29 protein-coding genes are annotated in these 25,576 nt (G+C 53.1%); 6 read left to right on the top strand and 23 right to left on the bottom strand.

From position 1 onward, the window contains the following. The first annotated feature begins 37 nt into the window (after nucleotides 1-37). Both H3M12_RS01815 and H3M12_RS01820 read left to right on the top strand, forming a co-directional pair. Nucleotides 38-1,579 carry a MutS-related protein gene (locus tag H3M12_RS01815; protein ID WP_129032987.1) on the top strand — a complete coding sequence of 514 codons (1,542 nt, stop codon included), beginning with the start codon at nucleotides 38-40 and terminating at the stop codon, nucleotides 1,577-1,579. Next, nucleotides 1,569-3,092, top strand: a complete 1,524-nt coding sequence (locus tag H3M12_RS01820) for a MutS-related protein (RefSeq protein WP_182150835.1) — start codon at nucleotides 1,569-1,571, stop codon at nucleotides 3,090-3,092. Before H3M12_RS01815 ends, H3M12_RS01820 begins: the two co-directional genes overlap by 11 nt. A gap of 70 nt (nucleotides 3,093-3,162) precedes the next feature. Here H3M12_RS01820 and H3M12_RS01825 read toward each other — a convergent pair whose 3' ends face one another. From H3M12_RS01825 to H3M12_RS01870, 10 genes are all read right to left on the bottom strand, one after another. Continuing rightward, nucleotides 3,163-3,465, bottom strand: a complete 303-nt coding sequence (locus H3M12_RS01825) for a hypothetical protein (RefSeq protein ID WP_129032989.1) — start codon at nucleotides 3,463-3,465, stop codon at nucleotides 3,163-3,165. 235 nt (nucleotides 3,466-3,700) lie between these two features. Next, the gene (locus H3M12_RS01830; protein ID WP_129032990.1) at nucleotides 3,701-3,916 is read right to left on the bottom strand and encodes a hypothetical protein; all 216 of its coding nucleotides are present in this window, start codon (nucleotides 3,914-3,916) and stop codon (nucleotides 3,701-3,703) included. 25 nt (nucleotides 3,917-3,941) lie between these two features. After that, nucleotides 3,942-4,715 carry a CPBP family intramembrane glutamic endopeptidase gene (locus tag H3M12_RS01835; RefSeq protein ID WP_129032991.1) on the bottom strand — a complete coding sequence of 258 codons (774 nt, stop codon included), beginning with the start codon at nucleotides 4,713-4,715 and terminating at the stop codon, nucleotides 3,942-3,944. A 155-nt stretch (nucleotides 4,716-4,870) separates the two neighbouring features. Further along, a complete protein-coding gene (locus H3M12_RS01840) occupies nucleotides 4,871-5,647 on the bottom strand; it encodes a CPBP family intramembrane glutamic endopeptidase (RefSeq protein WP_129032992.1) in 777 nt (258 codons plus the stop codon). A gap of 122 nt (nucleotides 5,648-5,769) precedes the next feature. After that, on the bottom strand, nucleotides 5,770-5,967 hold the full coding sequence (locus tag H3M12_RS01845; protein ID WP_129032993.1) for a hypothetical protein: 198 nt from the start codon (nucleotides 5,965-5,967) through the stop codon (nucleotides 5,770-5,772). A 379-nt stretch (nucleotides 5,968-6,346) separates the two neighbouring features. Further along, nucleotides 6,347-6,859 carry a MerR family transcriptional regulator gene (locus H3M12_RS01850; RefSeq protein WP_129032994.1) on the bottom strand — a complete coding sequence of 171 codons (513 nt, stop codon included), beginning with the start codon at nucleotides 6,857-6,859 and terminating at the stop codon, nucleotides 6,347-6,349. Nucleotides 6,860-6,874: 15 nt separating this feature from the next. Continuing rightward, entirely contained in the window at nucleotides 6,875-7,705 is an 831-nt protein-coding gene (locus H3M12_RS01855) for an SDR family NAD(P)-dependent oxidoreductase (RefSeq protein WP_182150836.1), read from the bottom strand. Between the two features lie 12 nt (nucleotides 7,706-7,717). Next, a complete protein-coding gene (locus H3M12_RS01860; RefSeq protein WP_129032996.1) occupies nucleotides 7,718-8,224 on the bottom strand; it encodes an SRPBCC family protein in 507 nt (168 codons plus the stop codon). Nucleotides 8,225-8,238: 14 nt separating this feature from the next. Further along, nucleotides 8,239-9,225 (bottom strand): zinc-binding alcohol dehydrogenase family protein, encoded by a 987-nt coding sequence (locus tag H3M12_RS01865; RefSeq protein WP_170954993.1) that lies wholly within the window; start codon nucleotides 9,223-9,225, stop codon nucleotides 8,239-8,241. A gap of 111 nt (nucleotides 9,226-9,336) precedes the next feature. Beyond that, a complete protein-coding gene (locus H3M12_RS01870; RefSeq protein ID WP_182150837.1) occupies nucleotides 9,337-10,020 on the bottom strand; it encodes an SDR family NAD(P)-dependent oxidoreductase in 684 nt (227 codons plus the stop codon). 123 nt (nucleotides 10,021-10,143) lie between these two features. Between H3M12_RS01870 and H3M12_RS01875 the strand changes: the two genes are divergently transcribed. Further along, a complete protein-coding gene (locus H3M12_RS01875) occupies nucleotides 10,144-10,602 on the top strand; it encodes a nitroreductase family protein (protein WP_129032999.1) in 459 nt (152 codons plus the stop codon). A 108-nt stretch (nucleotides 10,603-10,710) separates the two neighbouring features. Here H3M12_RS01875 and H3M12_RS01880 read toward each other — a convergent pair whose 3' ends face one another. The 6 genes from H3M12_RS01880 to H3M12_RS01900 form a co-directional block, all read right to left on the bottom strand. Then, nucleotides 10,711-11,277 carry a hypothetical protein gene (locus H3M12_RS01880; RefSeq protein ID WP_225423550.1) on the bottom strand — a complete coding sequence of 189 codons (567 nt, stop codon included), beginning with the start codon at nucleotides 11,275-11,277 and terminating at the stop codon, nucleotides 10,711-10,713. Between the two features lie 16 nt (nucleotides 11,278-11,293). Next, complete coding sequence (locus H3M12_RS01885) at nucleotides 11,294-11,701, bottom strand: hypothetical protein (protein ID WP_129033000.1); 408 nt, start codon at nucleotides 11,699-11,701, stop codon at nucleotides 11,294-11,296. Between the two features lie 124 nt (nucleotides 11,702-11,825). Next, nucleotides 11,826-12,839: a lipoate--protein ligase gene (locus tag H3M12_RS01890; protein WP_182150838.1), complete on the bottom strand. Its 1,014-nt coding sequence runs from the start codon at nucleotides 12,837-12,839 to the stop codon at nucleotides 11,826-11,828. Between the two features lie 399 nt (nucleotides 12,840-13,238). Continuing rightward, nucleotides 13,239-13,715, bottom strand: a complete 477-nt coding sequence (locus H3M12_RS01895) for an RrF2 family transcriptional regulator (protein WP_129033002.1) — start codon at nucleotides 13,713-13,715, stop codon at nucleotides 13,239-13,241. A 178-nt stretch (nucleotides 13,716-13,893) separates the two neighbouring features. Beyond that, on the bottom strand, nucleotides 13,894-14,439 hold the full coding sequence (locus H3M12_RS12980; protein WP_267905792.1) for a YfhO family protein: 546 nt from the start codon (nucleotides 14,437-14,439) through the stop codon (nucleotides 13,894-13,896). A 17-nt stretch (nucleotides 14,440-14,456) separates the two neighbouring features. After that, the gene (locus H3M12_RS01900) at nucleotides 14,457-16,934 is read right to left on the bottom strand and encodes a YfhO family protein (protein WP_267905793.1); all 2,478 of its coding nucleotides are present in this window, start codon (nucleotides 16,932-16,934) and stop codon (nucleotides 14,457-14,459) included. A gap of 701 nt (nucleotides 16,935-17,635) precedes the next feature. Between H3M12_RS01900 and H3M12_RS01905 the strand changes: the two genes are divergently transcribed. Further along, a complete protein-coding gene (locus H3M12_RS01905; RefSeq protein WP_129033004.1) occupies nucleotides 17,636-18,094 on the top strand; it encodes a universal stress protein in 459 nt (152 codons plus the stop codon). Between the two features lie 224 nt (nucleotides 18,095-18,318). On the opposite strand, the gene H3M12_RS13025 is transcribed toward H3M12_RS01905, so the two are convergent. Then, complete coding sequence (locus H3M12_RS13025) at nucleotides 18,319-18,477, bottom strand: hypothetical protein (protein WP_325065013.1); 159 nt, start codon at nucleotides 18,475-18,477, stop codon at nucleotides 18,319-18,321. Nucleotides 18,478-18,593: 116 nt separating this feature from the next. On the opposite strand from H3M12_RS13025, the gene H3M12_RS13030 reads away from it, so the two are divergent. Then, nucleotides 18,594-19,073, top strand: coding sequence for an RluA family pseudouridine synthase (locus H3M12_RS13030; RefSeq protein ID WP_325065014.1), 480 nt, complete (start codon nucleotides 18,594-18,596; stop codon nucleotides 19,071-19,073). A gap of 87 nt (nucleotides 19,074-19,160) precedes the next feature. Next, nucleotides 19,161-19,430 carry a hypothetical protein gene (locus H3M12_RS01915; RefSeq protein ID WP_129033006.1) on the top strand — a complete coding sequence of 90 codons (270 nt, stop codon included), beginning with the start codon at nucleotides 19,161-19,163 and terminating at the stop codon, nucleotides 19,428-19,430. A gap of 148 nt (nucleotides 19,431-19,578) precedes the next feature. Here H3M12_RS01915 and H3M12_RS01920 read toward each other — a convergent pair whose 3' ends face one another. The 6 genes from H3M12_RS01920 to H3M12_RS01940 all read right to left on the bottom strand — a co-directional run bounded on the left by H3M12_RS01920 (nucleotide 19,579) and on the right by H3M12_RS01940 (nucleotide 25,041). After that, the gene (locus tag H3M12_RS01920) at nucleotides 19,579-19,767 is read right to left on the bottom strand and encodes a hypothetical protein (protein WP_129033007.1); all 189 of its coding nucleotides are present in this window, start codon (nucleotides 19,765-19,767) and stop codon (nucleotides 19,579-19,581) included. Between the two features lie 510 nt (nucleotides 19,768-20,277). Next, nucleotides 20,278-21,597 (bottom strand): signal transduction protein, encoded by a 1,320-nt coding sequence (locus H3M12_RS01925; RefSeq protein WP_129033008.1) that lies wholly within the window; start codon nucleotides 21,595-21,597, stop codon nucleotides 20,278-20,280. 24 nt (nucleotides 21,598-21,621) lie between these two features. Next, complete coding sequence (locus H3M12_RS01930) at nucleotides 21,622-22,944, bottom strand: signal transduction protein (RefSeq protein ID WP_129033009.1); 1,323 nt, start codon at nucleotides 22,942-22,944, stop codon at nucleotides 21,622-21,624. After that, nucleotides 22,922-24,280, bottom strand: a complete 1,359-nt coding sequence (locus H3M12_RS01935) for a GHKL domain-containing protein (RefSeq protein WP_225423552.1) — start codon at nucleotides 24,278-24,280, stop codon at nucleotides 22,922-22,924. Before H3M12_RS01935 ends, H3M12_RS01930 begins: the two co-directional genes overlap by 23 nt. Before the next feature lie 4 nt (nucleotides 24,281-24,284). Beyond that, entirely contained in the window at nucleotides 24,285-24,476 is a 192-nt protein-coding gene (locus H3M12_RS12815) for a LytTR family transcriptional regulator DNA-binding domain-containing protein (protein ID WP_225423553.1), read from the bottom strand. Then, nucleotides 24,400-25,041, bottom strand: coding sequence for a response regulator (locus tag H3M12_RS01940; protein ID WP_225423554.1), 642 nt, complete (start codon nucleotides 25,039-25,041; stop codon nucleotides 24,400-24,402). Before H3M12_RS01940 ends, H3M12_RS12815 begins: the two co-directional genes overlap by 77 nt. Between the last annotated feature and the right edge of the window lie 535 nt (nucleotides 25,042-25,576).

The raw sequence follows: 25,576 nt of genomic DNA on the forward strand, positions 1-25,576 counted from the left end.
AGTAGGCGTTTTTTGTTTTTCCAAGGGAGGAACTTGCATGTTCAATAGCCTATTATTCTTAGATTACCAGCAACAACCACCCCAAATCGCCGCCGACGCGGACTTTTTAAACGACTTGCACCTAGACCAACTACTGGGCACCGTCCGGCAACAGCTCGCCGCCCCCATCGCCGCAACACTCTTACAACCTCTAAGTAATCGCGCTGAAATCGCCTATCGCCAGCAGGTTTTCACCGACCTGCACCAGCCGGCTATTCGTGAGGCGCTAGCCACGTTTGCCACGACCATGCACCGGTTGGATGCTCAGCGGATTCACCTGCCCCACCTGTTTTCCGCCGAATCGCGCTGGATCAATCTGGTCGCGGTCCTAGGCGATACGGAAGACGCGCTGACCCAATTAACCACTAGCTTGCAAGCTCACTCGCTCACTTCACAAGCACTGCTGGGGCTGCGTACCGCTCTCCAGGCTTACGCGCAGGACCCGGGTACTCGGACGCGATTAGCCGCCATCGCTCAGGCCAAGGTGGCCGTGACCAACCTGACTTACCGACTCGAGTTTCACGGTCGCAAAGTTACCGTCAGCGCACCGCCGAAGGCCCAAGCGACCCTCAGTGACCAACTCGCACAAACTTTTCAAGCCGTGATGCAGAGTCCCCAAGACCTGAAACGCGACATCCAGCTCAAGGAGCCGGAACCCGTGGGCCGCTTGAACAACCTGCAGATCAGCGTGGTCAACCAGCTGGTCAAGCTCTACCCGGCAGAGTTTGCGGTCCTGCAAAAGTTCGAACACGCCTATGGTAGCTATCAACCGACACTATTTCAGCGTGTGGCCCAGGAAGCCACCTTTTACCTCGGCTGGTGGCAACTCGAAGATCGGATTCAAAAGGCGTTACACGTCAACTTCTGTTTGCCGACCATAATCACCAGTGGCCCGGAAAGCGCCACGGCCAGTTTTGATTTCGACCTGGCCCACAACCTACTTACCACTTCGGACGCCGAACTGGTGACCAATGACTTTCGTTTGGCACCGACCGAACAGTTCCTGATTATTTCGGGACCAAATCAAGGTGGCAAGACCACTTACGCCCGGATGGTCGGCGAGCTGGTCTACCTCTGCCGGTTGGGCATCCCCATCCCCGGTACCCAGGCGACTTTCAAGGTGCGGCCGAAATTGGCGACCCACTTTGACCGTCAAGAATCTAGTCAGCCGTTGACCGGCCTTTTGGCTAATGATATCGACCGGATCCACCAGATCATCCAGGCCGCGGTCCCGGGCGAACTGGTCATCATGAATGAATTGTTTTCCTCGACCGCGACGCAAGACGCCGAAGCCCTGGCCACACAAGTACTCCAACGCTTAACGGCTAAGCAAGCCATCGGCATCTACGTGACCTTCCTCAGCAGTTTGGCGGACTTTCCGGGGACCGTCAGCATGATGAGTCAGGTCACTTCTGACAGTCGCCGGACCTATAAAGTGGTCCGCCAAGCCATCGACGACCACGCCTACGCGACCGTTTTGTTAGCCCGTTATCAATTGACCCAATCCGACCTTGAAGGGGGGACTAAACATGCGCGTTAATCTCATTACGTCTTACGACCATCTGGTGGACCAAGCCCCCGCTACAGTTCAGCAACAGGCGATGCTCGCCGACCTCAACCTGCGGCCATTATCCAAGTTACTGGCTCAAGGTGACGACCGTGTAGCGCAGATCCTCATCAGTGAGTGGTGCCACCCGCTTCTCGACGAATCCGAACTAGCCTACCGCCAAGCCGCGGTGGCTGACGCCTTAGCCGACCCGACCTGGAGCACCCAGCTTTACCAGTTGGCCAGTGCCACGCTCGACAAAATTCAACGGGACAACTGGAGCTTTCCTGACGGGTCCGCCACCTACCAACTCTATAGTCAATCCAACACCCTAGAGACCTATCTCAACGGCATCGCCAGCCTGACGCAGGTGGCTTTTCACGGGAAATCCCCAGCGGGCAAGACCTTTACCGGCCAGCTCAAACGTCTCTTTTCTCCGGACAAGTTAGCCGCCATGCACCAGGTGGTCGCTGCCTGCCGCCAAAGTGACGGGTACAGCTATCCGGTCGCGTTGAGTGCCGACCTCGGCAGTACGCCAGCCGACCTCGACTTTCACCCAAATGGCAATAAGCTGACCCAGTTGGGCCGGCACCTCTTAGCCAATCACCACAACCGCGAGACCTTCGAGGTCCCCGACCGGGACGACAACGCGGCCAGCGCCATCAGTCACGATGAGAACGTCGCCGCCCAATCGGCCGCCACGATTCTGACCAACGTGACCCGCGAATTCACCACCTTTTTCAAACAACTTCGTTACCAGAGTGGCTTTCTAGTGGCCGTCACCACTTACAAAAATCTCCTCGGGGCCGACCAGCTACTGACCAACTTGATTTTTGAACCGGCGACCACCATCATCGGCCTTAAAAATAGTCAGTTATTGTTGAAGACCGACCTCGACCACCCCGTCGTGGCCAACGACTTGCGGGCCACGCCCCACCAACTGATGTTAATCAGCGGCGCGAACCAGGGCGGCAAGACCACCTTCTTACGGGCCTTGGGGCAAGCTCAGGTCATGGGCCAAGCCGGGTTCCCGGTGCCGGCCGAGCGTTTCGCCGTCCCCGCCTACCGCGCGGTCTTCACCCACTTCCGACGTGAGGAAGACCAGACCACCCACCACGGCAAGCTCGATGAAGAACTGGTCCGCATGCAGGGCATCGTCAAGGCCTTGAGTGCGCCGAGCCTTCTCTTGATGAACGAATCGTTCTCGTCCACTAACGAACACGAGGGCGCCATCCTCAACGAGCAAATCATTCGCGGACTCTTGAGCCAAAACCAGACTATCTGTGCGGTGACCCACCAGTACGAACTGGGGCAACGCCTCACGACACTGACCCCCGCCCCACTGTTCTTGCGGGCGCAACGGCTCAGTGACGGCGACCGGACTTTCAAACTAGTGCCCGGACAACCACGTTTGACCAGTTATGGGTTGGACATTTTCAAACGAGTCTTTCAACCCGACACGCCCAGCAACGTCACGTCAACCGTGACACCCGCCAAACAAGCCTAACTAAAATAGTGGTCGCAAGCACCGTTACCGCTGCCTGCAACCACTTTTATTTTAACTTGATTTAATTGCGTTATGACGCGACTGGTGCTTTGGACCGCGGCAACTTACCGCGCCAAATCCAGCCATCCGTATTGTGTTGTGCGCCCTGTAACCGGTAGACCGGCGTCCCTAATTGGTGACGCCTCGCCGGATAATAAGCCACCATCGTCGCCGACCCGTCTTGACCGTAATGGATCCGGAGACGATTAACGCTTGGCGCCGAACTTGCCGGTGCCACGTGTGGCCGGCGTCTACCGGTCGCACTGGCAACGGCCGCGTAGACGCCCGATAAACTTAATCCTAGTAACATCCCCGCCTTTAAAAACTTATGCATGGTTCTAATTCCCCTCTACGTTAACTCGCTGACATGGTGGGCCCCTTATCCCAACATTCAGTCGTGGCGCGATTTGCGCGTCGTTCATTCACCGTGTTTTACTCTCCCTAATCTCAGTCTAGCACAAAATTTATCGTCCGCGGGCCCATCTAAAAAATTCTCTGGGTTTCCCGCTTTAATCGTAGTGTGACGTGCAGATTTCGTTTATTTTCTGCGTTGAAACGCCGGCCCAATTTCACCGGGCCGCTAGCACGCACAAGGCTCCCACGCCACCCACTAAAATGATGATCATCACCAAATACAGCCCCAACGCGACCTTCAGATTGATCGGTTGCCGGGGCGAACTGGCGAGGGCTGCGCCACGATGACTCGTGGTCGCCACCCCGTTGACCGTCAGGGCCACGGTCAAGACCGCCGCCCCCAAAATCACGAAGAAATACGCCCAGCGCATGGACATCCCTCCCTTTAGCCGGTGGTTAACCGTGATGACTGATTGCCGTCAACGGCCAGGTCAAAGTCGCCTGTTTGTCCGGCCGCAATAACACTAGCGCCGTCACCACGTAGATAATGGCTAAGCCCGTGCCCACGGTTACCGACGTGGTGGGTCGCGTGTCCACCACCACGCCCGTCAGCAACAGCACACCTAAATCGTGCGTAAAGTGCCACAGAATCGGCCAGAGTAAGGCCCGCGTGCGTAGGTAAATGGCCGCGAGTAACAGCCCCATCGCCCAGGCATTGGCGCCTTGAAGTAGGGTCAGTGCCAGGGGTTGGTGGACCCAATTGATCAGGTGAAAGCTCCCGAAAATCAAGCCACTCCCAACCACGGCCGCCAGCAAATGGTGCGGCAAGGCCCGCATCAACAGCGTCAATACCACCCCACGGAAAAAGTACTCTTCAAAAACGGCCACGCATCCCGCCACAATCAACGCCAACCTCACCGGCATGGCAAAGGGGTGAAACCAGTTTTGCGCCATGCCCAACAGGTCTAACCAAGTCAACGCCATCACCAAAAGGGGCACGGCATTCAAGCGGACCTGTTGCCCCAGCGGTAATTCCGAACGGAAAAAGACGGGGACCTGCAACCACTCCAGGTTGAGTCCCACCATCATGACCAACAAGATTCCGTCCTGTAACACGACGTCCGTAGGATCTGCGAGCTGCCGGAGGTGCCCCAGCAGACCTAGCCCAAGCATCACGACCACCGATAAGGCGCAGACCCCGCTCAGATGCAACACAGCTTTACCTTGCATCAGCTAACGCCCCCTAGCTATGGCCCTAGTATACCGAGTCTATGAGTTCAATTGTCCCGCGGTTACCCGGTTCGTTCGACCAGTGAGCGAAATAGCTACGCTGAGACGGCACTAAAAAAGCCCGGCCAATGACGACCGGACTGCCAAAATTAAAGTTAAGCTTTACCCACAAAGTTGGCCTGCACTTGGGTCAGGCGCGCCCGTCGTAATAACCAGGCGGCCACAGCCAGATAGACCACGGCCATTACCGCAATCACGGCGGCCTTGTTGGTCGGTCCCACGGTCGTTGGCGTCAGTCCCATGATCAAAAAAGCCACGAAATCGTTGAACGCGTGGGCCAGAATCGGCCAGAGTAAACTGCGGGTCCGCAGATAGACCGCGGCGAACAGCGCGCCCAGCGCAAAGGCGTTGAGCATTTGAATCAGGGGCAGCCCCAAATCCTGGTGGGTCAAATTGATCAGGTGTAACGCCCCGAACAAGAGACTACTCAGTCCCACGGCGCCCCAAATTTGAGGCCCCGTGGTGGGGTGAAATAACCGCAAACACAGGCCCAGAGTCAACCCGCGAAAAAGGTACTCTTCACAGCACCCCACCAAAATGGCAATTCCGAGCGCCACGCCCACCGGCATGGCCCATAACCCCGCGGCGCCGATTTCGGCGGCCCCCAAGGCTAAAATCACCATCCAGATGACCGGTAAGGTGTTGACCCGGAACTGGTTCGCTAAAGTTAACGGCGACCGGAAGAATACCGGGACCCGCAGCCACCAGTGATTCACCGCGAGTAAAACCACCAATAAACCTCCATCTTGGACCACCAAGCGGCCCAAAGGCGCCAGGCCACCCCAACGACCACCCCAGGCTAACCCCCAGATCAAGGCCAGCGCGAGCACGATTAACCCAATCAATTGACCACCAACACGTCGTAATTGCATCGTCACATTCCCTTCCGTCCACAACTCAGTGAGTCTAGTTAACCTGACCCACCACGGTTGGGACCACAAGTCTCATACGCCTAGTGTACCGATATTAATGACCCGACGCAAAGGGAAAGCCGTCAGTGCAACAAATTGGGATGCCCCAAGACCAAGCACAGGCCCATCCCCAAAATAAAGTTGCCCACGACGACCGTATAAATGGCTTGGGTCACGCCACTCCCCCGCGAGCGCACGCCCCCGATTCGTTGGCCGACCAAGTGGAGCGCCACTAGAACTTCGATTCCCAACATCAAGAGTGGTAATCCCCGACTTAACATCTTGCTCATCCCCCGTTTTCTTTCTATTATGAGGGAACAATTAAGCGGGTGAGTCATTTAACCACCGGTTGCGCCTGGTCACCACCGTAACCAATACACTATCAGCAAATAAAAAACGGTCAGTGAAGATTGCTCTTCACTGACCGTTTTTGGTAGCCGTTAGGCAAGCCTAACGGGACTCATTTTGGAATCCACATTCCCGCAGAATCTGCACGTCACAATCCGGTGACATCTGTGCCCTACCGATCAAAATTTCACCTAGCCGCTTGCGCGGACGCGATTGGCAAGCCAACAACGCGTGATTTCTCGACTCATCGCATAGCAATACCCTACCATATCACGCCATGAAATGCAAGGTATCGTGGGAGAAAGCACCACCTCAGTGAGTGCCCCGGTTGCGATAATCTTTCACATTTGCGAAGTGTTCACGTTCAGCTAATTGATTCTCCGCCGTTAAATGGTCACTATACTCCTGCGCTAAGTCGGGAACCACCTCATTGGTCCCAGGGACGAAGTGGATGCTTTCGGTCCCGGCATCCACGGCCGTCTTGTAATACCATTCCTTGAATTTCAAATAGGTCATGGTATCCTCCAGATCCGCAATCTGTTGCTGGAGGGCTTGCCGATGGTCTTCCAATAACCGGTACCGTTTGGTCAGGGTACTATCACCTTCCAAGCGATACGCGATGAATTTGGAAATGTCGGCGACCGACACCCCCGCATTCTTCAAGCAGACGATGGTCCGCATCAGATGGATATCATTTTCGGTAAAAGCGCGACGACCACTCGCGTTTCGCTGAATAAAAGGGAGTAAACCCGCTTTATCGTAATAGCGAATCGTGTCGATGGTGACCCCCAGCTTCCGGGAGACCTCCCCAATACTGTAGCTCATGATTGGCCCCCTTCACTAATCGTCGGTAGCTAACGAAATATCCTGCCGACTCTTGATTTCCGTGACCAGTTGCGTCAAATTCTTAAAGCCACCCTCATACGCGAACTGGCCCAATGGCAGGTGTTGCGGAAGCGGGTCAGCTTGGGTGACCTGGTCATAAATGGCCTGGGCGATCTTTTGCGGGGCACCCGGGGCATCGTGGACTGAATCCGCAACGTGTTCGACCGACTCGCTAAACTGTTGATAGTCCGCTAAGGTTGGCACTGCCTTGGCCGATGAGCGTCCTGACCAATCCGTCCTAGCGCCGCTCGGTTCAACGGCCATGACCTGAATCCCCAGGTCGGCCACTTCTTGACGTAAGGTATCGGTGTAGCCTTCAACCGCGTACTTCGTGGCACTGTAGAAGCCCATCGTTGGTAACGTCGTTAGCGCCAACGCCGATGACAGGTTAACGATGACGCCCGCCTTTTGGGCCCGCATCAGGGGGAGGACCGCCTTAGTCATGGCAGCTAAGCCAAAGACGTTGACCTCAAACATGTGCCGGACTTGTTGCATATCGCTTTCTTCAATCGTTGCGAAATAGCCCAGCCCAGCGTTGTTCACCAACACGTCGACCGTACCAAACTTTTGCTGGGCCACTTGAACGGCGCGTTCAACGTCAGCGGGCTGCGTGACGTCCACCAACACCTTTTCCACGTGAGCCGCCGTAAATTGGTCTAAATAATCCAAATCCTGGGTCTTCCGTGCGGTCGCGACTAAATTCGTGTCGGGTTGTTGCGCGACGATCGTGGCCAAGGCCTTGCCGAAGCCACTGGACGTTCCCGTAATTAACCAAGTTTTTGCCATTGAAACCCCTCCTTAATTTTGACGAGCTGCTTTAACTAAGCCATCTAACCACTTTTGGTGGCCATTCAGCATCGGGTTCGGATCCTGTTGCGCCAACTCCGCCGCGGGCTTCCCGATTTGTGATTCCTGGGTCAACAACCGGATACGGCCATCCGCCAATTTTTCAATCAAGAAGGCGTGGTAAACGTCGAACTGGGTGTCGGCGTCCCCATTTTGCCAACCGTGCCAAGCCAACCGGGCGACCTGACCATCGTATGGCGCAACTAATTCCATGACTTGCGCATCGATGGGGAAGCCAAAGGTGTCAAAGTGGAACGTTTCCGCAAAGTGCAGGTTCGAATCACTTTTATCACTTAATTCGATGTTAGTCGCGTTATCGTAATACGTTTCCCACTTGGACGTATCCACTAAGTTAGCCCAAACATCCGCTAAAGTGATGCCCGTTGCGATGACCTCGTTGGACACAAAGTTGTCCGTCTTACCTGGTAAAAATTCTGTAGACCAATTAATTGAATTCATAATTTGTTCTCCTTTTAGTTGTGTGCTGTGTTCTCGACGACTAACTTCCCCACCATATGGTGGTCACGCAAGTCAGCGTGGGCTTGTTTCAGGGTTGCGGCCGTGATTGGTGCTTGAATCGTCTGGGTCCGTGTCGATTTGATGTGCCCGCTTGCTAGCAGATCAGCCAGCCAAGCCAATGATTGCCCCTGGCTCGCCATTCGGTCATGGTAGCCACTCTTGGTAAACATTAACTCCCAGTCAAAACTCAACGACTTGGGTTGTAATTTCATGATATCGATCGGTTGGGCGGTGCTGGTGATGTTCACCAGATGGCCAAACGGCCGGACCAGCTCAACCAACTCATCAAAATACTGCCCCGTGTCGATTAGGTTAAGACTACTGTCGATAGTGAGGCCGAATTGCTTCACCTGGGACACTAATGATTGGTGATAATCCACCACGTGGTCGACGCCATGGGCCTTCAGCCACGCAAAGTTGCGCGGACTACTGGTCGCAATCACCGTCAGCCCCACGTAATGGGCCAACTGGGTCAAAATAGACCCCACGCCGCCAGCGCCGTTGATCACCAAGATAGTATGTCCCACGTTGGCTCCCGGTGCCGGCGTATACGACAATTTTTCAAATAAGATTTCCGCCGCCGTTAACCAGGTCAGCGGGAGTGCCGCCAGATCCGCAAAGTCTAACGCCGGCGCACGGGCCACTAAACGTTCATCAACCAATTGCTGATCCGCATAACTGCCGTTACGCGTCGTGGTCCCAGCGTAAAACACTCGGTCGTTGACCTTAAACTTTGTGACGTCCGGTCCGACACCAACGACGATTCCCGCCGCATCGTACCCGCGAATCTGCGCGGCTGCGGTATGGGCCGTGGTCTTAATATCGACGGGATTGATTGAGATGGCCTTAACTTGAACCAAAACGTCTCTTCCGCTCGCCACCAAGTTCGCTAGCGGCACATCCGTTAGGCCGACCGTATCATTTCCAACAACTGAATTCACTTCATTGCCCCCCCTTCTCATTTGAGGATGAGGCTAGCATATATCCTGGAGTCGACTCCAGGACAAGCTAAATCTACAATTTTTTTAATTTAAATTTGGTTAACGTCATTTTTACCCGTTGGATCGGTCAAATTCGGAGCCCCCCACGTGTTCCGGGTAAAAGATTTCACCCTGGTCACGTTGCTGGTAGAGTGTCCAGTAGGCGGTGGCGACTTTGGCCGCCTGCATCTCTGGGGAACTGTCGATGATGCCTTGAATCGTGACCAGCCCCACGAACACGTCTTTCGGAGCCAACTCCTCGTGTAACGTCGCCACGTAACTGCGTTGCGCCGCTTTGGTCAGCGACAGGGTCGACGCCTTGTTCGATGGCCGCACCGAAGCGCCCCCACCGGTAAACAAGATGGCCCGCGGTCCGCGCGTGGCGGTCTGGGTCAAAAACAGCCGGGCGGCGTAAATCCCACTCAAGACATTAGTCTTAAAGCTCGCTTGAATGGTCGCCAAATCACTCGACAGGGCATTATCCAGGTGTTTATTACCCACGTTATAAATCAAAGTGGTCAAGTCTGGCGTCTTCCGAGTCACCTTTTGAAACAAGTCCTGGACCGCCAGGTAATCGTCGACGTCACAGGCGTAGCCGCTGGCCGTTACGCCGTCCTGCTGTAAGGCTTGCACCGCGGCTTTGACCTTTGCGGCATCCCGCGCAACTACAATAATACCCTGGTCGTGGGCCCCGAATTGCCGGGCGACCTCGAAACCGACGCCACTGGCGCCGCCTAAAATCATGGTTGTCGTCATATTTTGGTCCCTCCTTGCGGCCATGATACCACTTCGATTTCGTTCTGACTGTTTTGACAGCGCGCCGTATAATGGAGGTAGTGGGCCACCATTTACCTGGTCACCCACTAAGGAGGTATTTATATGGAAGCACTCAAACTACTTAACGCACGTAAGGCCGTTCGCCAATATAACGGCCAGTTGACCGATGACCAACTACAAGCCATCTTGACCGCCGCGAACGAAGGTCCCGTCGGCATGGGCCAATATGACAACTACCGTTTAACGGTCATCCAAGATCCCCAAGTTCTTAAGCAAATGACCAACATCTACGACGCTCCGACCGTCATCGTAGTCTCCGCCAAGAATCCTGGCCCGATGGAAAACATCTCGGTGGGCGCCATCGTCCATAACATGGAACTGGCCGCCGAAGACCAGGGGGTAGGCGCCAACTACAACATGGCGGGCGTCAGCTCCGTGCCGAAAGACGTGTTACCAGCTGGCTTTACCGGCGTCTTTGCCTTGACGTTAGGCCAAACCGACGAAAGTTTCACAGCTAGAGACGTGGCTAAGGACCGCATCAAGACCAACGTGGTCAAGTAATCAGTAAGCCCCTAGCCAGTTTCAGCATCACGGTCTCAAAACTCAAAAAAGGACGGCACCAGGTCAATTTCCGGTACCGTCCTTTTTATATGGTTGACCACTCCGCCACTATTTACTTGCTTTGGCCTTAGTAGTCTTGGTCTTACTAGTTTTAGCTTTGGTGGCTTTCGTCTTGGTACTCTTCGCCTTAGTCGGCTTTTTGACTGTGTCCGTTTCTTCGGCGTTCGTCGCCGCCGCTTGCAACTTTTCAATCTGCAGCTTTAACCAGTCGTGTAAGCTGGCATCCGCCGTCGCCGCTTGATCCACGTAAGTCTGGGCTGGGGCCAGCGCATCGATGCGCAATCCCGAAACATTGATGTCCGGTGTCTCGATGACCGCGTAGACGTTCAATGGGGCCGTCTCGTCGACCGCCATAATCTTGGCGATGGTTTTAGTATCTTGTAAAGGTAAATTAATCACACTAAGTTCCAAGCGGACCGAGATGTCCGTGCCGTTGACCGTCGTTTCCGCTTGGGCCAAGTGGTCTTGTTGGATCTGTTGGCGCATGAAGTCCACTAAGGGCGCCACGGCCTTGTCTGGATCGGCGTAAAAAGCTTTCTGGGGCGTTTTAGTGGTGAAATGTTCCACCTCATCATTTGCCACCGCGTCAATAAAATCTTGAATCTTGCGTTCCATTTCTACTCACCTCGTCTTATTTGCCAAATCGTTTACGATCGCGGGCGTCCTGCTGGTCCTTACGCAACCGCAGTGCCAGCACCAACCAATACGCGTTGGCTACCAGCATGCCCACGCTGAACAGCGACATGAGGAGTCGAATCGTCAAACTAGCGTGACTGGACCCCCACATCACAAATAACATCCCTAACAATCCCAAAGAATACAATACAATCACGAGTCCAAGCAAGTAAAACGAGGGCTTCCAGTTCAGGATAGCCAAAGCAATCGGCACTGCGTAGAGCACCAGGGCCAACAAAGACGATGGCCAAAAGTCATTCGTGACGTGACCAATTTGCACGAAAGGCTGATTCATCAAAAAATTAATCAGAATAAAACCCACCAGCGAAATAATGGCCCACGAAATCACGTTTCGATCTCTCATTTCCAAAACTCCTTAATCGTTGTCAAAATAAAAAACGCGGTCAACCGACCGCGTTTCAGTCAATTTGGTTCTATTCTAACGTATTCTCTCGGTAAAATCAGTAAAATCCGCTAATCTGGGGTAACTAGTCCACTAAGAGCGTCAAAACGTCGTCCACGTCGATACCGCTAAAGTACTTTTGGGTGTCGACCGCCTTCAAGACGGCGCCAACGTGTTCGCGGTCGTAACGAACGCCCTGAAGCTTATCAGCGAGTTCCGTGACGTCGCTGGGGCCAAAGAAGTCCCCGTAGAACTTGATGTTCTTGATCTTACCGCCTTCGACCAACAGCCGGGCATCGATGGTCCCCGCCGTAAAGTGCTGGCGCTTCTTAACCGTGAACTCGGGGGAGTTGCCGTAGACCCAGTCCCAGTTACTGTAGTACTGGTTGAAGATCTCATCGATGGCACCCTTTTCGTCGTCACTGATTTGGACTTCCTTGTCCGCAATGGCGTCCAAGTTGTCCACGTGGAAGAGTTCCTTCAACAGGGTGTCACGGAATTCTGGGACGGTCAAGTTCTGGTATTCCGGTGCCAAGTACGGTTTCAAGTTCGTGACCCGGGAGCGCACGGACTTGATGCCCTTGGACTTCATCTTGTCGGCGGGAACGTTCAAGGCGTGAGCAATCACGTCTTGGTCCACGTCGAGCATCAAGGTCCCGTGAGAGAAGGTCTTGCCGCTGTGCGAATACATCGCGTTCCCGGAGAACTTCTTGCCGTCGACTAAGATATCGTTGCGGCCAGATACTTCGGCGGTCTTGGCGCCCATGGCGTGTAAGGCATCAACAATCGGTTGGACGAAAGACTTGAAGTCCCCAAATTCTTCACTGTCACTATCGACCACGAAGCTAAAGCACAGGTTGCCGAGGTCTTGGTAGACCGCACCCCCACCGGATAAGCGCCGGGTAACGGTGATATTGTGTTCGTCCACGTACTTCTGGTTGATTTCTTCCAACGTGTTTTGGTTCCGACCCACGATGATGCAGGGGCCTTCGTAGTAGAACAAGACCAGTGGTTCATCGAACTTCTTATTATTCATTAAGTATTGTTCGGTGGCTAAATTATGCCGAATATCGTGTGACTTCATTGCGTACCAATACATAACCCAAAAACCCCTTTCAAATTAACCAACCGATTTATCGGCGACCAAACCGACTCTACGGTCACTTAAAATCATAGCACTGATTGAAAACGATTACAATTACACTTTCACGAATTAAAAAAATTGTGAAAGTTGCGGTGCAAGATGACCCCCAACGACCACCATTCAGCCCCTGAAAGGTGGCCCCCTCACCGGGCCATTATTATAATTCTAATCGTCGGGCTGATTTCGTTCATTCCCCCCAAAGACGCACAAAACGGACCACCCCGAAAAGGGATGCTCCGTTTTGCGGTCGGCGTTCGTTGCCAGACTGGTAAAGCTTAATGGTGGCCGTAACCACCAGCCATCTCTAACTTTATTATACCGACTTACCACTCCCACCGGGTGGTTAACGCTCAACTATTTGTCCTGGTCGGAATCGACCACTAATTGCCGGAAAAAGCCATGCTGGTGCAGGTTGCGTTTTAAATCCGTCATCGTAAATTGGTGGTAGAAGCGCCGGTAGTCGTCATCGGCTAGCGTGAACAGATCCGTCAGCGTTTGCGAGATGTTCGCCGAGATATCCGTGCTGTCACTGACCTTGGCGCCCTTCGAATCCCCCGTAATAAAGCGCGCGTAACTAATGGTTGGCGGAATCGTGAGGTCGTATAATTCGCCCACGTTGATATCGTCTAAGCTCCGGATCAGTTGGTACCCCCCATTTTTACCGACGGACCCTTCGATGTACCCCTGCTTGTGGAGCACCGACAAAATGTTACGGATCATCACCGCATTCAATTGTAAGGACGTCGCCAGTTCCCGGCTTGCAATCTTGCGGGGACGTTTCTCGTCGAGGTACAGCAAGCTATGAACGGCAACGGAAAAGTCTAGTCTCATGGTTTAGCCATCGCTTTCCAAAAATTCTATCATTATTCATCTATGATACCACACTGCCTGAACGAAACTCTTAGAGCGTGCCACTTTTCCGGGTAAACCAGCGCGAAAAGACGACCAAAATGGGCCGGTCCCACAACGCTAGAAGGCTCCGACCCAAATAGGAGTTGATATTATTTACTTAAGGCCGTTTACGTCGCTTAAGCCCCGTCCAAATGGCACTTAGCACCATAATGAGTAAGCCCAGTGCCGTCGCAACGGTTCCCAGTCGTAAGCCTGGCGTTCGGTGCGTCAGTTCGATTTTATGCTGGCCGGCCGGTAAGCTAGCACCGATAAAGCCAACGTTGACCCGGTGTGTGGCCTGAGGCTTCCCATCGACGGTCAACCGCCAGCCACTCGAATACGGAATCGACGTGGTCAGGATGCTGGCAGTGTCGGCCTGTGCAGTCCCTGTGACCCGGTCCGATGTCACGTTCAAGTTAGACAGGCCTTGATGTTGCAAGGTCCGCATCTGCTTGGCGTAGGGTTTGCCGAACGGGACGGCAATCAATTTAGCCGACTTGAAGGACAAACTCTTGACGCCCTTGAAGGTCAACTTAATCTTCCGCCGTGGCGATGTCGAGTACCCCAGGTTCAAGAGCACGTGGGACTTCGGTTCGTAGTCTGAAAGATTGGTTTGGCCTAACTGGTTGAAGCTGTTCACGTTCTGGAAGCTGGTGGCCGTCACGGAGTAGGCCCCGTCGCTTAAGTTCCAGATGGACTTCCGCAACGTTTGCAGACGACTGAGCCCGGTGTAAGCCCGGTGTAAGCCCGGTTTTGGAAGATTTCCGTGTTACGCCTACCTTGATACTTGTCTTGCACGGTGAATCGCTCCGCCTTGATACCACTCAGGTCCAGGTACAATTCCGTGCCCCGTGTGCGTTGCGGCTGTTTAATCCGCAACTGATACGTGATGGGATGATTCTGATTATCACTGGTCATCCGCGTCAACCCGTGTTTATTCTTTTGTTTCCCTTGTTTCAAAATCTTTTGGTTTTGTTTGATCAACTTCCCTAACCGCGTCCGGTCTTCGTTGATGCTGACGGACCGGTCCTGATTATGCTTCCGCAGGGACTGTTGCGAGGTCTTGACCAGGTCTGGGTCCAGTTGGTTCCCCTGTTGTCGGTAATTCACCAACTGCTTGAAGCTGTTGATGACCGTTTCCTTCAAGGGCCGGACCTTGTAGCTCAGCTCACGCTGGCGACTATGGTAAGTCGTCGTCTTGACCTTGGGCGCGGCCGCTTCATATAGGGCCCCGGTGGTCAAAGCTTGTTCACGGTCGGTATCACTAAGGTGTTTAAACTGCTTCGCGCTTAATTTTTGCGTCTGTAGGTAAGCCAGTGGCAAGGCGTATTTCGAGGTCAAGATAGTCGTGCCGTAGCTGTTCCCAAAACCATGGACCGGTTTGTCGGCGTAAGTGACCGCCTTGCCGTTCTTTTTCGCCACGTGGTATCCGTACGGGAACGCCTGCATCCCGGGTTGGTTCTCCCGGGCGAAAACGTAGCGGACCCCCAACAGGTTGTTCAACGTGGTGCGGCTGTCGCCCTGGTTAATGGGCTTGTTCATCTTGAACTGCGCGTTGCCCAATGCCTGGCTAAAGACCCCAACGTCCCCGTTTTCCACGGAGAAGTACGACATGATGTCATGAGCCCCCAGGTTCATTCCCAGGTTGGTCTTCGCATCATTACTATAGTAATATTGACGGCTGATTCGACTCCGGGAGAACCCGGCCTGGTGCTTGACGTACTTTTCGGCACCGTCGTAGTAGTCCTTCTGAAATTTGGTGGCCACGCCGCGGGGCGTCAGCTGTTGACTGGCCCCACCCGATAGTGGGCTGAAGTAGCCGTAACTGTTGGCCACAACGTTGAGGCACAACAGTCCCATCAGCACGGTCACCTGCCGTTTGGCTGACCAATGTTCCATGACTCCCAGCACAATTGCGCCGAGGGTCAGCAGTAACCAGCCATACAACACGAAATCGTGGGCGTCGTTGTCCATGATAAAGCCGTTGGCCGCCCATACTAGCAGTAAGAGTCCTAACGTCGCCCATACCAGCACGAGTAGATCACAGTGCGTCAACGTCACTAACTGGTCACAGAAGCTCATCACAGCCAACCCGAAGGCTAAACACCCCAGGAGTAACCAGCGTTGCGAAGGAGTCGTGCCCCCGTTCATGATGGCAGCGATTTCGGGAAAAAGTAGGCCGACGCCCAGTAACACCACGCCTAGGTTCAACCAGAGGTAGCGTTTAAAATGACTAAGCGTGTAGACCAACGCCAAAAAGGTCAGCCCCGCGAGCCCCAGATTGACCCAAAAGCTCATCGCGTTTCCCGTGGTCACCACTGCGTTGGGAATTTTTAAGTAGTAGTTGAATGGATAAAGTAAGTAGCCGTTCGCAAAGTCGGTGCCGGCCCGCGTCGACTTCAACACACCCAAAGCGGATGGGATGAAGAGGATGCTGCCGAGTAAAGCCCCGACCAAGCCAGCCCCGATTAAGCGCCCAATCAGACGCCCCAGGTGAAAGACATGGTCGTGTCTTACGGCGAAGTACCGTAAGATGGCGTAGACCAAGCTCCCAATGGCTAGGATGTAAGCAAAATAGAAGTTGCCGATTAGGGTCAAGCCCGTAAAGGCCGCCAGTGGCAACCATGATTTCCCCGCTAACACGTGATCGATCCCGTAAGCCAATAACGGAAACAAAATCATCGGTAACAAGAAAAAGGGGTGGCGAATGCTGACGTATAACGAAAACCCGGTAAACGTGTAAGTAATCGTCCCGATGAGCCGACTACTAGGTTTGAACATCCGTTGCCGGGCAAAGAACATGAAGGCCAGGCCGCTCAAATACAAGCGGACCAGGACCAAAAGATTATACCCGGTCTCAATATGTTGCTTAGGGAACAACCCAATCAAATAACTAATGGGATCCCCCAAGACGTAGTATGAAAACGCCGTAATCCGGTCCGCCCCTAAACCGAGGTTCCAAGACCAGCCAGCTAGTTTCCCCTGATGCAGCCAGTCATAGAATCGAACCAGAATCGGATAATGCTGGGCCAACCCATCACCCTGCCAAATAAAGGACTTCCCCGTCAAAATAAAAATGCCATACATGGCGGCTACGAGCACGATAAAGATCCCCGTGTAGGCAGCGTAAGCCAATTTTGGTTGTCGCTTGCTTTTCATCAATTAAACTGATTCCTCCCTGAAATTACATCATTACCCAATCAACCAACGGTGAGGTAACCCCACTACCTCACCATCACTCACCTATTCAAAGGTGTTTTGACCGGTTAATGAACTACTCCGTTATCCTAAAGTTTTTAGACTTGACCGTCAAGACCTCCCACTCGATTCTTCCACTAAGGTTACCAACGGTTAGCCGGTAATGACGTTACCGACTCAGCCTCGCCAACCATGCGCTTATGATACCCAGTTTACCCGTTGTGAATTGCGTGGAGATGACTACCAGATTACAAGGGCAAGTCAGTCTCATCTCAAAGATAATCCCACAGTAGCTTCCTAGCGCTACTCGCACTCAGCACAAGCAGAGTCGTCAACCCCGTAAAATAAACTAAATGGCCCCACAATTTTTCATGGAGATTCCGTTTTTAAGCTTTGGGTCACTACTGAATCATGATGGGGCTTTACGTTCAGTAGCGAACAGTTACTCAAATTCCCCATTTCGGAGTCAAGTGCGGTATAATAGCTTCGTGAATAGTCGCGTGAAAGACTGTCTCAATCAAGGAGTCTTACCCAGGCGCTAACCGCCTTGTTTTCATGATTTTCATAACGGTCCGGGCGAAATTAAGGGCTTACATGATAAGTGATAAATGATATAGTATAGGTAAGGTTTCTATATGCATCGTGAAGGGGTGGCATCCATTATGTTACAACAATATCAAAATATTCTGGTTCCCGTTGATGGTTCGAAAGCAACCCAACCAGTTCTCGAAAAAGCAATTGAAGTCGCAAAGCGCAACAAAACCCACCTGGACATTTTAAATGTGCTGGAAGTCAACCAATTCAGCGATACCTATGGTGGTGCCGTTAGTGGGGACGTCATCTACAAGTTGTCCCAAGACGTCCAAGATCGTCTAAACGCTTTGAAGCAACAAGCAATCGATGCTGGCGTCAAAGACGTCAGCATCCACGTTCGGTTTGGGAATCCTAAGCCCGTTATCGCCCGGGAATTTCCAGCTGACCATGACACGGAACTCATCATCATCGGTTCTACCGGGTTAACTGCCGTAGAGCGCCTGATGGTGGGGTCCGTCACCAACTACGTGAGCCGCTCCGCCATTTGCGATGTGCTCATCGTGAAGCCCGAAGAACTCACCAATTAATCTCGACGCGAATGACAAGAAGGTCTGGGACTGCGGTCTCAGGCCTTCTTTAGTTTGACCTTAACCCATGTGAAAGAAGTGACCCCTATGCACTGGACCTACCACCGACAACTTCCAGCCACTCTGCCTGCGCTCACGGTCCGTGACCTTCTGCGGGCCTGGTTGATTCCTAGTCACCTGATTCATAGCTTACGCGTCGACCAACGCGTCCTCATCAACGACCACTACCGCTCGATGAACCAACTGGTCACGGGTGGCGACCAAGTCACCTTGACCTTCATCCCTACCGATTTCGTGCACCCTTTTCCAGCCGTCGCTCCCGACAGCGCGGCAACGGTCAGCGTGCTGTACGAGCTGTACGAAACGGCTGACCTGTTAGTCATCAACAAGACCCGCGGCAGTAAGACCCACCCTAACCAACCCGGCGAACGGGGCACCACGCTCAACCACGTAGCGGCTTACTTAGGGTCGGACCAACCCGGCCCACATTTTAAGTCGGTTGGACCAGGAGACCACCGGGGCACTCTTGATGACCAAGACCCCCGCCGTGGTCCCCATCATGGTGCGCAACATTGCCGAAAAGCGTGTACAACGGACTTACCTGGCCTGGGTCCACGGAACGCTCCAGGGTCAAGGGACCTTCACGGCACCGATTGGCCGCGACCCACAGGATAAACGCAAGCGGCTGGTCAACGGGACTCACGCTCAGCGGGCCATTACCCACTATCAGGTGGTCGAACATGCGCCTGACCTAACGCTAGTTCGCCTGTGGTTAGAGACTGGTCGGACTCACCAGTTACGCGTCCACTTAGCCGCTAGCGGCCACCCCCTAGTGGGCGACCCGCTCTACGGGATCGCCGATCACCACCGTTTACGACTCCACTGTTGGCAACTGGCCTTCCCGCAACCCTTCACCTTAACGGGTCCCAAAACTTTGGTGACCGCACCGGTACCCGCCGACTTCACCCCGACAGTCTAAGCGTTAACGACCAGATTCGGTAAGCGGTAACAATCCGCTAGGTTTCCACCCTAACAACTGGTAAACTAAGGGTAAGGAAGTGACAACATGGCTAATCCACAACCAACGTCCGAATGCTTCGCCCTCCCTCAGAAATCGGGGGCCCTGCTCCTCATTCCCAATTCGCAGCGCCTGCTGTACACCAACTTGTTGGCGTACCAAGCCACCGTTGATGATACCACCGACCAGTTTGACGACCCGCAAATCGACGAGGCCGCCCGCAGTCGGTGGTTACACGAGTTAGACGACCAGGCTGCTGCCGCCGGTGAATCGCTTGATGCGACCGCCGTGAAGAACTACCTGTTTCTGTTGACTTAATGTTCCGGTTTCTTTCAGCGTACTCAGTCCGTAAATTGACATCAGTTGAGACCAGGTCAGGCCACAAGGCCGCCTGGTTTTTTAGTCCCTTACGCCAACAAAAAACGGCCCCCAACCATCAACGGTGGGGGCCGTTAACCATAATAGATTAATTTCGGGTCGTAATCCCGGTGAAACGGAACAACCCCATGACCATCAGGAGTATTCCGGCGCCAACCCCGGCAACGTTATACGCAACGTCGAGGTACACGTTTTCCAAGACGACTACGGCGAGAAAAATCAGGCCGAGCCAGAACAAGAAGTTCCGATAAAACTTGCCATTAAACGTGATTTTCATGCTTGGTTGCCCCCTCTTATGGGCGGGTTATATCCCGCCCGAACTGAACCCGGCCGTGGCCTTAAGCACACCGCTCGGTTTAGTTATATGGTAGCGCTGCCATTTGTGTTTAACAATCAGGGTTCTCCCTGATTTTGGCCAATAAAAAAACCGGAGTAACCACACTCCGGCTCCCACTAGCATCATTAGAGTTTCAACATTTCACAGTTGTAGTCAGGAAACGTCGTGCCTCCACTTAGCTAAATCCTCAATAGGTCGTATTGAGGTGTGCCAACCCCGAATAACCACGGCCATCCGAGGTATGAATAAAATCTAATCGTCACAATTACATTTTATTCATAAAATCCAATCACTGACAAACGCTTCAATTCATCAGCTCTTTCAAAGGATTCATTGGTATTACAACTCTCAGTATAACAAAGTCGCTTTTAATTGCAAGCGCTTTCTTTACAATTATACATTTCTTGGTTACTTTATAAGCTTTAACTTAAATTGCTAATTTATACTGGCTCAGCTCATGGGTAACGTCACTAAGAGGTGGGCCCAGTGGAGTTTGGTCTTCAACTGAACGGTAATCGCGGGGGGCAACTGCCGGAGGATCCCGGAAAAATCGGCTTCGAACCGGTCCCCCACTAGCCGATTACCCCGCAACAGGCGCACATCAGTCGGCACCGGAAAGGTCAGTTCCACCCACGACACCTTGACGGACTCCGTGATCTTCAAGTTGACCAGGGCCGGTTCCAGTGCGGCCACCGCGTGAATCGCCGTTGGTAAGGCGTGGGTGAGGATTCGACCAACCTGACGTCCTACGGCGACCGTGGCGGTCAGTGGTTTAGGAATGTCGATGAACAAGTTGACGCCCAGGCGTTGGGCCGTCAAATAGTCGTGATATAAGCCGTACTGCACCACCCCTTGTGGCATATTATCCAGATCACTGATGGTCAGATCTGCCGCGTTACTGGTCTGCCACTTCGAACGAATATCAATATAGTATTGACGAAAACCGGCGTAGTCCTGGTCATGCAGGTAACCGCCTAACCCCAACAACATATTTTGGTAGTCGTGCCGAAATTTACGAAACACCGCCGCTTGGCGTTGGAGTTCATCGGTATACTGTTGGTAATAATCCTGTTGTCGCGACTGGATGTGAGCGTGCTCCTGTTGCAAGTGGGTCTGAATCAACAGGTACAGACTGACCGATAGACTGATCATGACGACCCCAGTCATCCCCATCAAGAAGAAGAGACTACTGGACGAGCCATGGAGCCAGCGCAATAGATAAATGAAGAGGACGAAGACGGTCATCATCACCACCATAAACGCCAACAATAAGTACTGCGTTTTGCGAGTCATGATCGACTGGATGAAGTTCTCCATCGGCGCTTGCGTCCCCAGTAGCCCCACGGCGACCATGGCAAAAAGGACCGTGTTGAAGGTCAGCACGGTGAGCATCCCCCAGCTGGTCGTGGTGAAGTGAAACGACGTCAACAACATGGTCCCCGTCACGCTAATGCTATTGACGAAGGCACTCAGCAGGTAGTCTAGGATCGCCACGGTCAAGAAGGCCGGCAGATAGTGCCGCCGCTTGGTGTAAGTCAACCACCATAATTCCACTAGAAAAACCAGGCCGACTGCCAGCAGGCTCAATCCCCTTGATTCAAGCCGCATGGCGACCCAATTCAGCAGGGTAAAGACTGCCGCGAGACCCCCGTAGGCCCAATTGACCCACCAGCGGCGAATACTTGGGAACCAGTAGAACTGAAAGTAAATGAACCAGAATCCCATGATCAGATTGTTCCAAATAAAACTGCTGTCGTTTACCGTCATCATTTTGTGTCTCCCCCCATCAACGACTTACTTTTTCGGAAAGGTGATCTCTAACTGCCCCCAATGCAGTTTGACTCGCAACGTGACGCGCCGTTCACCGGTCAATTGCCGGATGACCCGGTTAAAATCCAAATTTCCCTGGGCACTGACGATGCGGTGGTGGGCCACCACTTGAGCCCCCGCGGCCACCGGAAAGGTCAACCGGAAATGAAACGCATGCTGGGTCTCCAACAACTCCAGCGTGACCACAGCCGGTATCAACGTCGCTGCGGCTGGTAGGACTTGGGCCAAAACTTGAGTGATCAAATGGGTCACCTGGTGCAACCCGGCCATGGTGACGGTCAAAGGCGTCGGCGTGCGGACGTACAGCGCCACGCCTAACCGCCGGGCCACTAAGTATTGGTGATAAACTTCGTAGCGTAATGCCATTTGGGGAATGTTAATCAAATCTCCCATGGTCAATTCCGCCGCGTTACTGGTGGTCCACCGTGACCGAATGTCGCCATAGAACTGGCGAAACCCGGTGTAGTCCTGATCAGCCAAATAACCACCCAAGCCCAGTAACATGTTTTGATAATCATGTTGAAACTTACGGACACTGGCTAATTGCCGGTGCAACTCTGCGCGATACTGGTCGTGAAACCGCTGGTCCTGGAGTTGGGCGCGAGTACGCTCCGTTTGGAGGTGACTTTGGACCAAAATGTAAAGGCTCAGCGTAAACCCTAAGATGAAGACCCCAGAGATCCCCGTCAGCATCACCATGTAACTGGCCGAGCGGTTCAATGCTTGCAACGAATACTCGAATAAAATGAAAACTAGCATCAACGCCGACATCAAACCCAATAGCAGGAATTCGAGTCCCCGTCCCCAGAGAGATTGAATCAGATTCTCCAATGGTGCTTGTGTTGACCAGATCACCCAGACCAGCAGGATGAACAGGCCGGAATCAAACGCCAACGTGATGCCGGTCCCCACCAACGTGGTGGCAAAGGACAAGCTGCTAGCGGCAATCAACACGGTCGTGACCAAAGCGTCGATAAATTCCGTTAACAGGTACGCCAAAATCGAAACGCTCATAAAAGCTGGCAGGTAACGCCAATTATGCCGCCGCCCCAACCACAAACACTCGCCGCCAAGTAACAAAACGGCTGGTAGCGACGTCGCGACTGGGGTGCGCAAATGCAACGCCAACCAGCAATCCAGCGTCGCATAGAGTCCCGCCAGGCCTAACGCCACCGCCACGAAGCGAGGCCCCCGCAACTGGGGAAACCAGTAATACTGAAAGTAGATGACCCAAAAGCTCATCACGAAACCGGCCAGCCATAAGCTAGGCGCTGTGACGGTTATCATCTGCCCCACCCCCTGCCTTAGTCAGAATCACCGTAAAGTACAGGTAATCGTGTTTGATCATGATTTGTAATGAAGCGTTGGCCGTCTGGTCAATGATCTCCTGGACCGTACTCAGCCCCAGGCCGTGACTCCCCCCCTTAGTGGTGTAGCCCGCGCGCATAAATTGGTTGATAGCCGGCGGATTCTTCGCATCGACCGGGTTGGCCACCGCCAGTTCAACCGCGCTGGGATAATCCAAAATAGCACAGTAGATTTCGGGCAGCGTCCCAATGCGAGGTGCCTCGATGGCGTTATCCAATAGAATTCCCAACACCCGTAAGAGTTGGACGTTGTTCATGGGAATCGCCTGAATCGGGTCGGGGACCTCCAAGCGAAAGTGCCAATTGTGGTTTTGGGCCAGCAGAATCTTTTGAAACAGCAGATTCTTCAATGGCGGGTCGTTCAAGCGTTGCAGGCCGTCGATTTCGATACCAGCCAATTGATTGGTGGTCTGCCAGCGCGTATTTAAAGTCTGGTAGTACTGGGTCAGCCCCGCATAATCTTCGGCATCGAGATAATCCCCCAACTTGAGCATCTGCTTTTGGTAGGTCTGCTTGAAATCCCGGATGGTTTGGACCTGATTCGAGATTTGACGGTCGTAGCGATTCTGTAGCATCGTCGACTGGTAGTTGGCCTTAACACGTTGCCGGGTCATAAAACTGCGTAAGAACACGAACAAACTCACCACGATCAATGCCATCATGATGACTTCAATGCCCAGCGCAAACGTCAACATTTCTTGGCTGAGGACCATCTGGTAAATAATGTTCGATGACAAGGCAACCAATGCCGACAGACTCAAGAGCAACCCCAAGACGGTCCACTGCTCCTTGTAACTCAGGGCTAGTTGGTTCAAGCTCCCCGGTTGGATATGCGTCTTTCGCACGCCCAACGAGACTAACGAATAGATGCCCAACTGGACGACCAACCGTCCCCCGACTCCCAACACACTGGTGGCCACGGTCGGCCCCCACAATAAGCGGGTCAGTTCCCACGAGAAGTCGTTGATCAACACGACAATGAGAAAAATCACGATGGTCACGTTAGTAAAAACCAGAGCTAGATTCGGCCGCTGCCGAAGAAGGTAGACCAAGGCCGCTAACGGTGGAATCACCGGACTCCATCCCTGGCCAATCACCGCCGGCAACAGAGCCCAGCCCAACCACTTGAGTGGCAGCGTCCAGTTCTGTGGACGAATCTCACCAATCCAGAGCGTCCAGAACCACTGCATGATCATGGCTAGCGTCAAGTTGACCCAGAAGTCTTGGTCAAATAAATGAAATATCAATATTATCACTCACTTAGTCGTTTAAATGCTTTTGGGCTAATGTTTTAACCTCATGAAAACGTCGGGTCGCCACGTCGGTCTGATCGCCATTCGGAAAAATCAGTCGCCGGTTAGCGGTATCGATCCCGCTAACGTTGTCCAAATTGACCAGAAAACTTTTGTCCGTCCGGTACAATTCGGGATACTGATCCGCAATGTCCTTCAAAAAGCCCGGGGAACTCGACCAGTTGATTGGCCGCATGGACCGAGACCTTATGCGGCGTATCCGCGGTCGAGACAAAGTAGATGTCCCCCATCGGCAGACTAAAGGTCCGGCCGCCGATAGTGTACTGAAAGAGATTCTCCGTGTTTTCCAAATAGTTGGTATAGCGCTGATAACCATAGTCGACGTTCTCGCGAATCTTTTGGTCGATCTGGTCGCGTCCCAAGTCCTTGACGATAAAGTCCATCGGTTCCACCTTGCGCTCGAAAGTGACTAACGCCATCTCCGAATGGGTAGTGACGAAAACGATTTCAGCAAATCCCAGCTGTTGGCGAATGGCAATCGCGGTCTCTAGACCGTTCATGTCTGCGGCAGGAAATTCAATATCTAAAAATAGTAGGGCGTACTTCGGGGCATCTGTATCCAACGCCGTCAGCAATTCCTTGGGGCTGGCCGTGGCCAGCTTGACCTGCATGTCGTAATCATTGATCATGATGTAGCGTTGGACGACATCGCGGTAATGTTCTAATTGCTTGCGGTTATCTTCACAAAAATAAACCGATAACACCGACACCGTCTCCCTTCTCTAAACACCTTTAATGTAACGTGAATCGGCGCCGGTTGCAATCCTTTTCCCGCTCAATTGGCCCGAATTGACGGGAATCACGACTGGTACGCGCTTCTCACTATTAAGCTTGCCAGCAGGCCCTAATCCCCTGACGATTGATCAGCCAAATCGTTAGGCCCACTAGTGATGACGCCCCACAAGTATCACCGACGAAAAAGGGCACCACCCCACCGGGCGATGCCGCTCAACCAGATTATGCCGTTAACTCATATGATAAAAATTCAGCACTCCCCCAAGTTCTCAATTTCGATAACTGACGCAACCGCAATAATCTGTTATTTAACAAAACTTACTCCTCAGCACATCATGACAAACAAATTTATTCACCGTCATCACAGTCTTTCGTGGGGCCGCATGTTCCCCACATTAGGTCAGGTTCAACGACCAACGTCTTTGACCCCTTCCAACTGTGTTAACCATACCATTTAATTAGCCGGTCAAGCGATAAGTGGCAAAAACGTCATTTTTTGCGCGT

This window comes from Levilactobacillus suantsaii, from assembly GCF_014069315.1.
GTDB classification, from domain to species: domain Bacteria; phylum Bacillota; class Bacilli; order Lactobacillales; family Lactobacillaceae; genus Levilactobacillus; species Levilactobacillus suantsaii.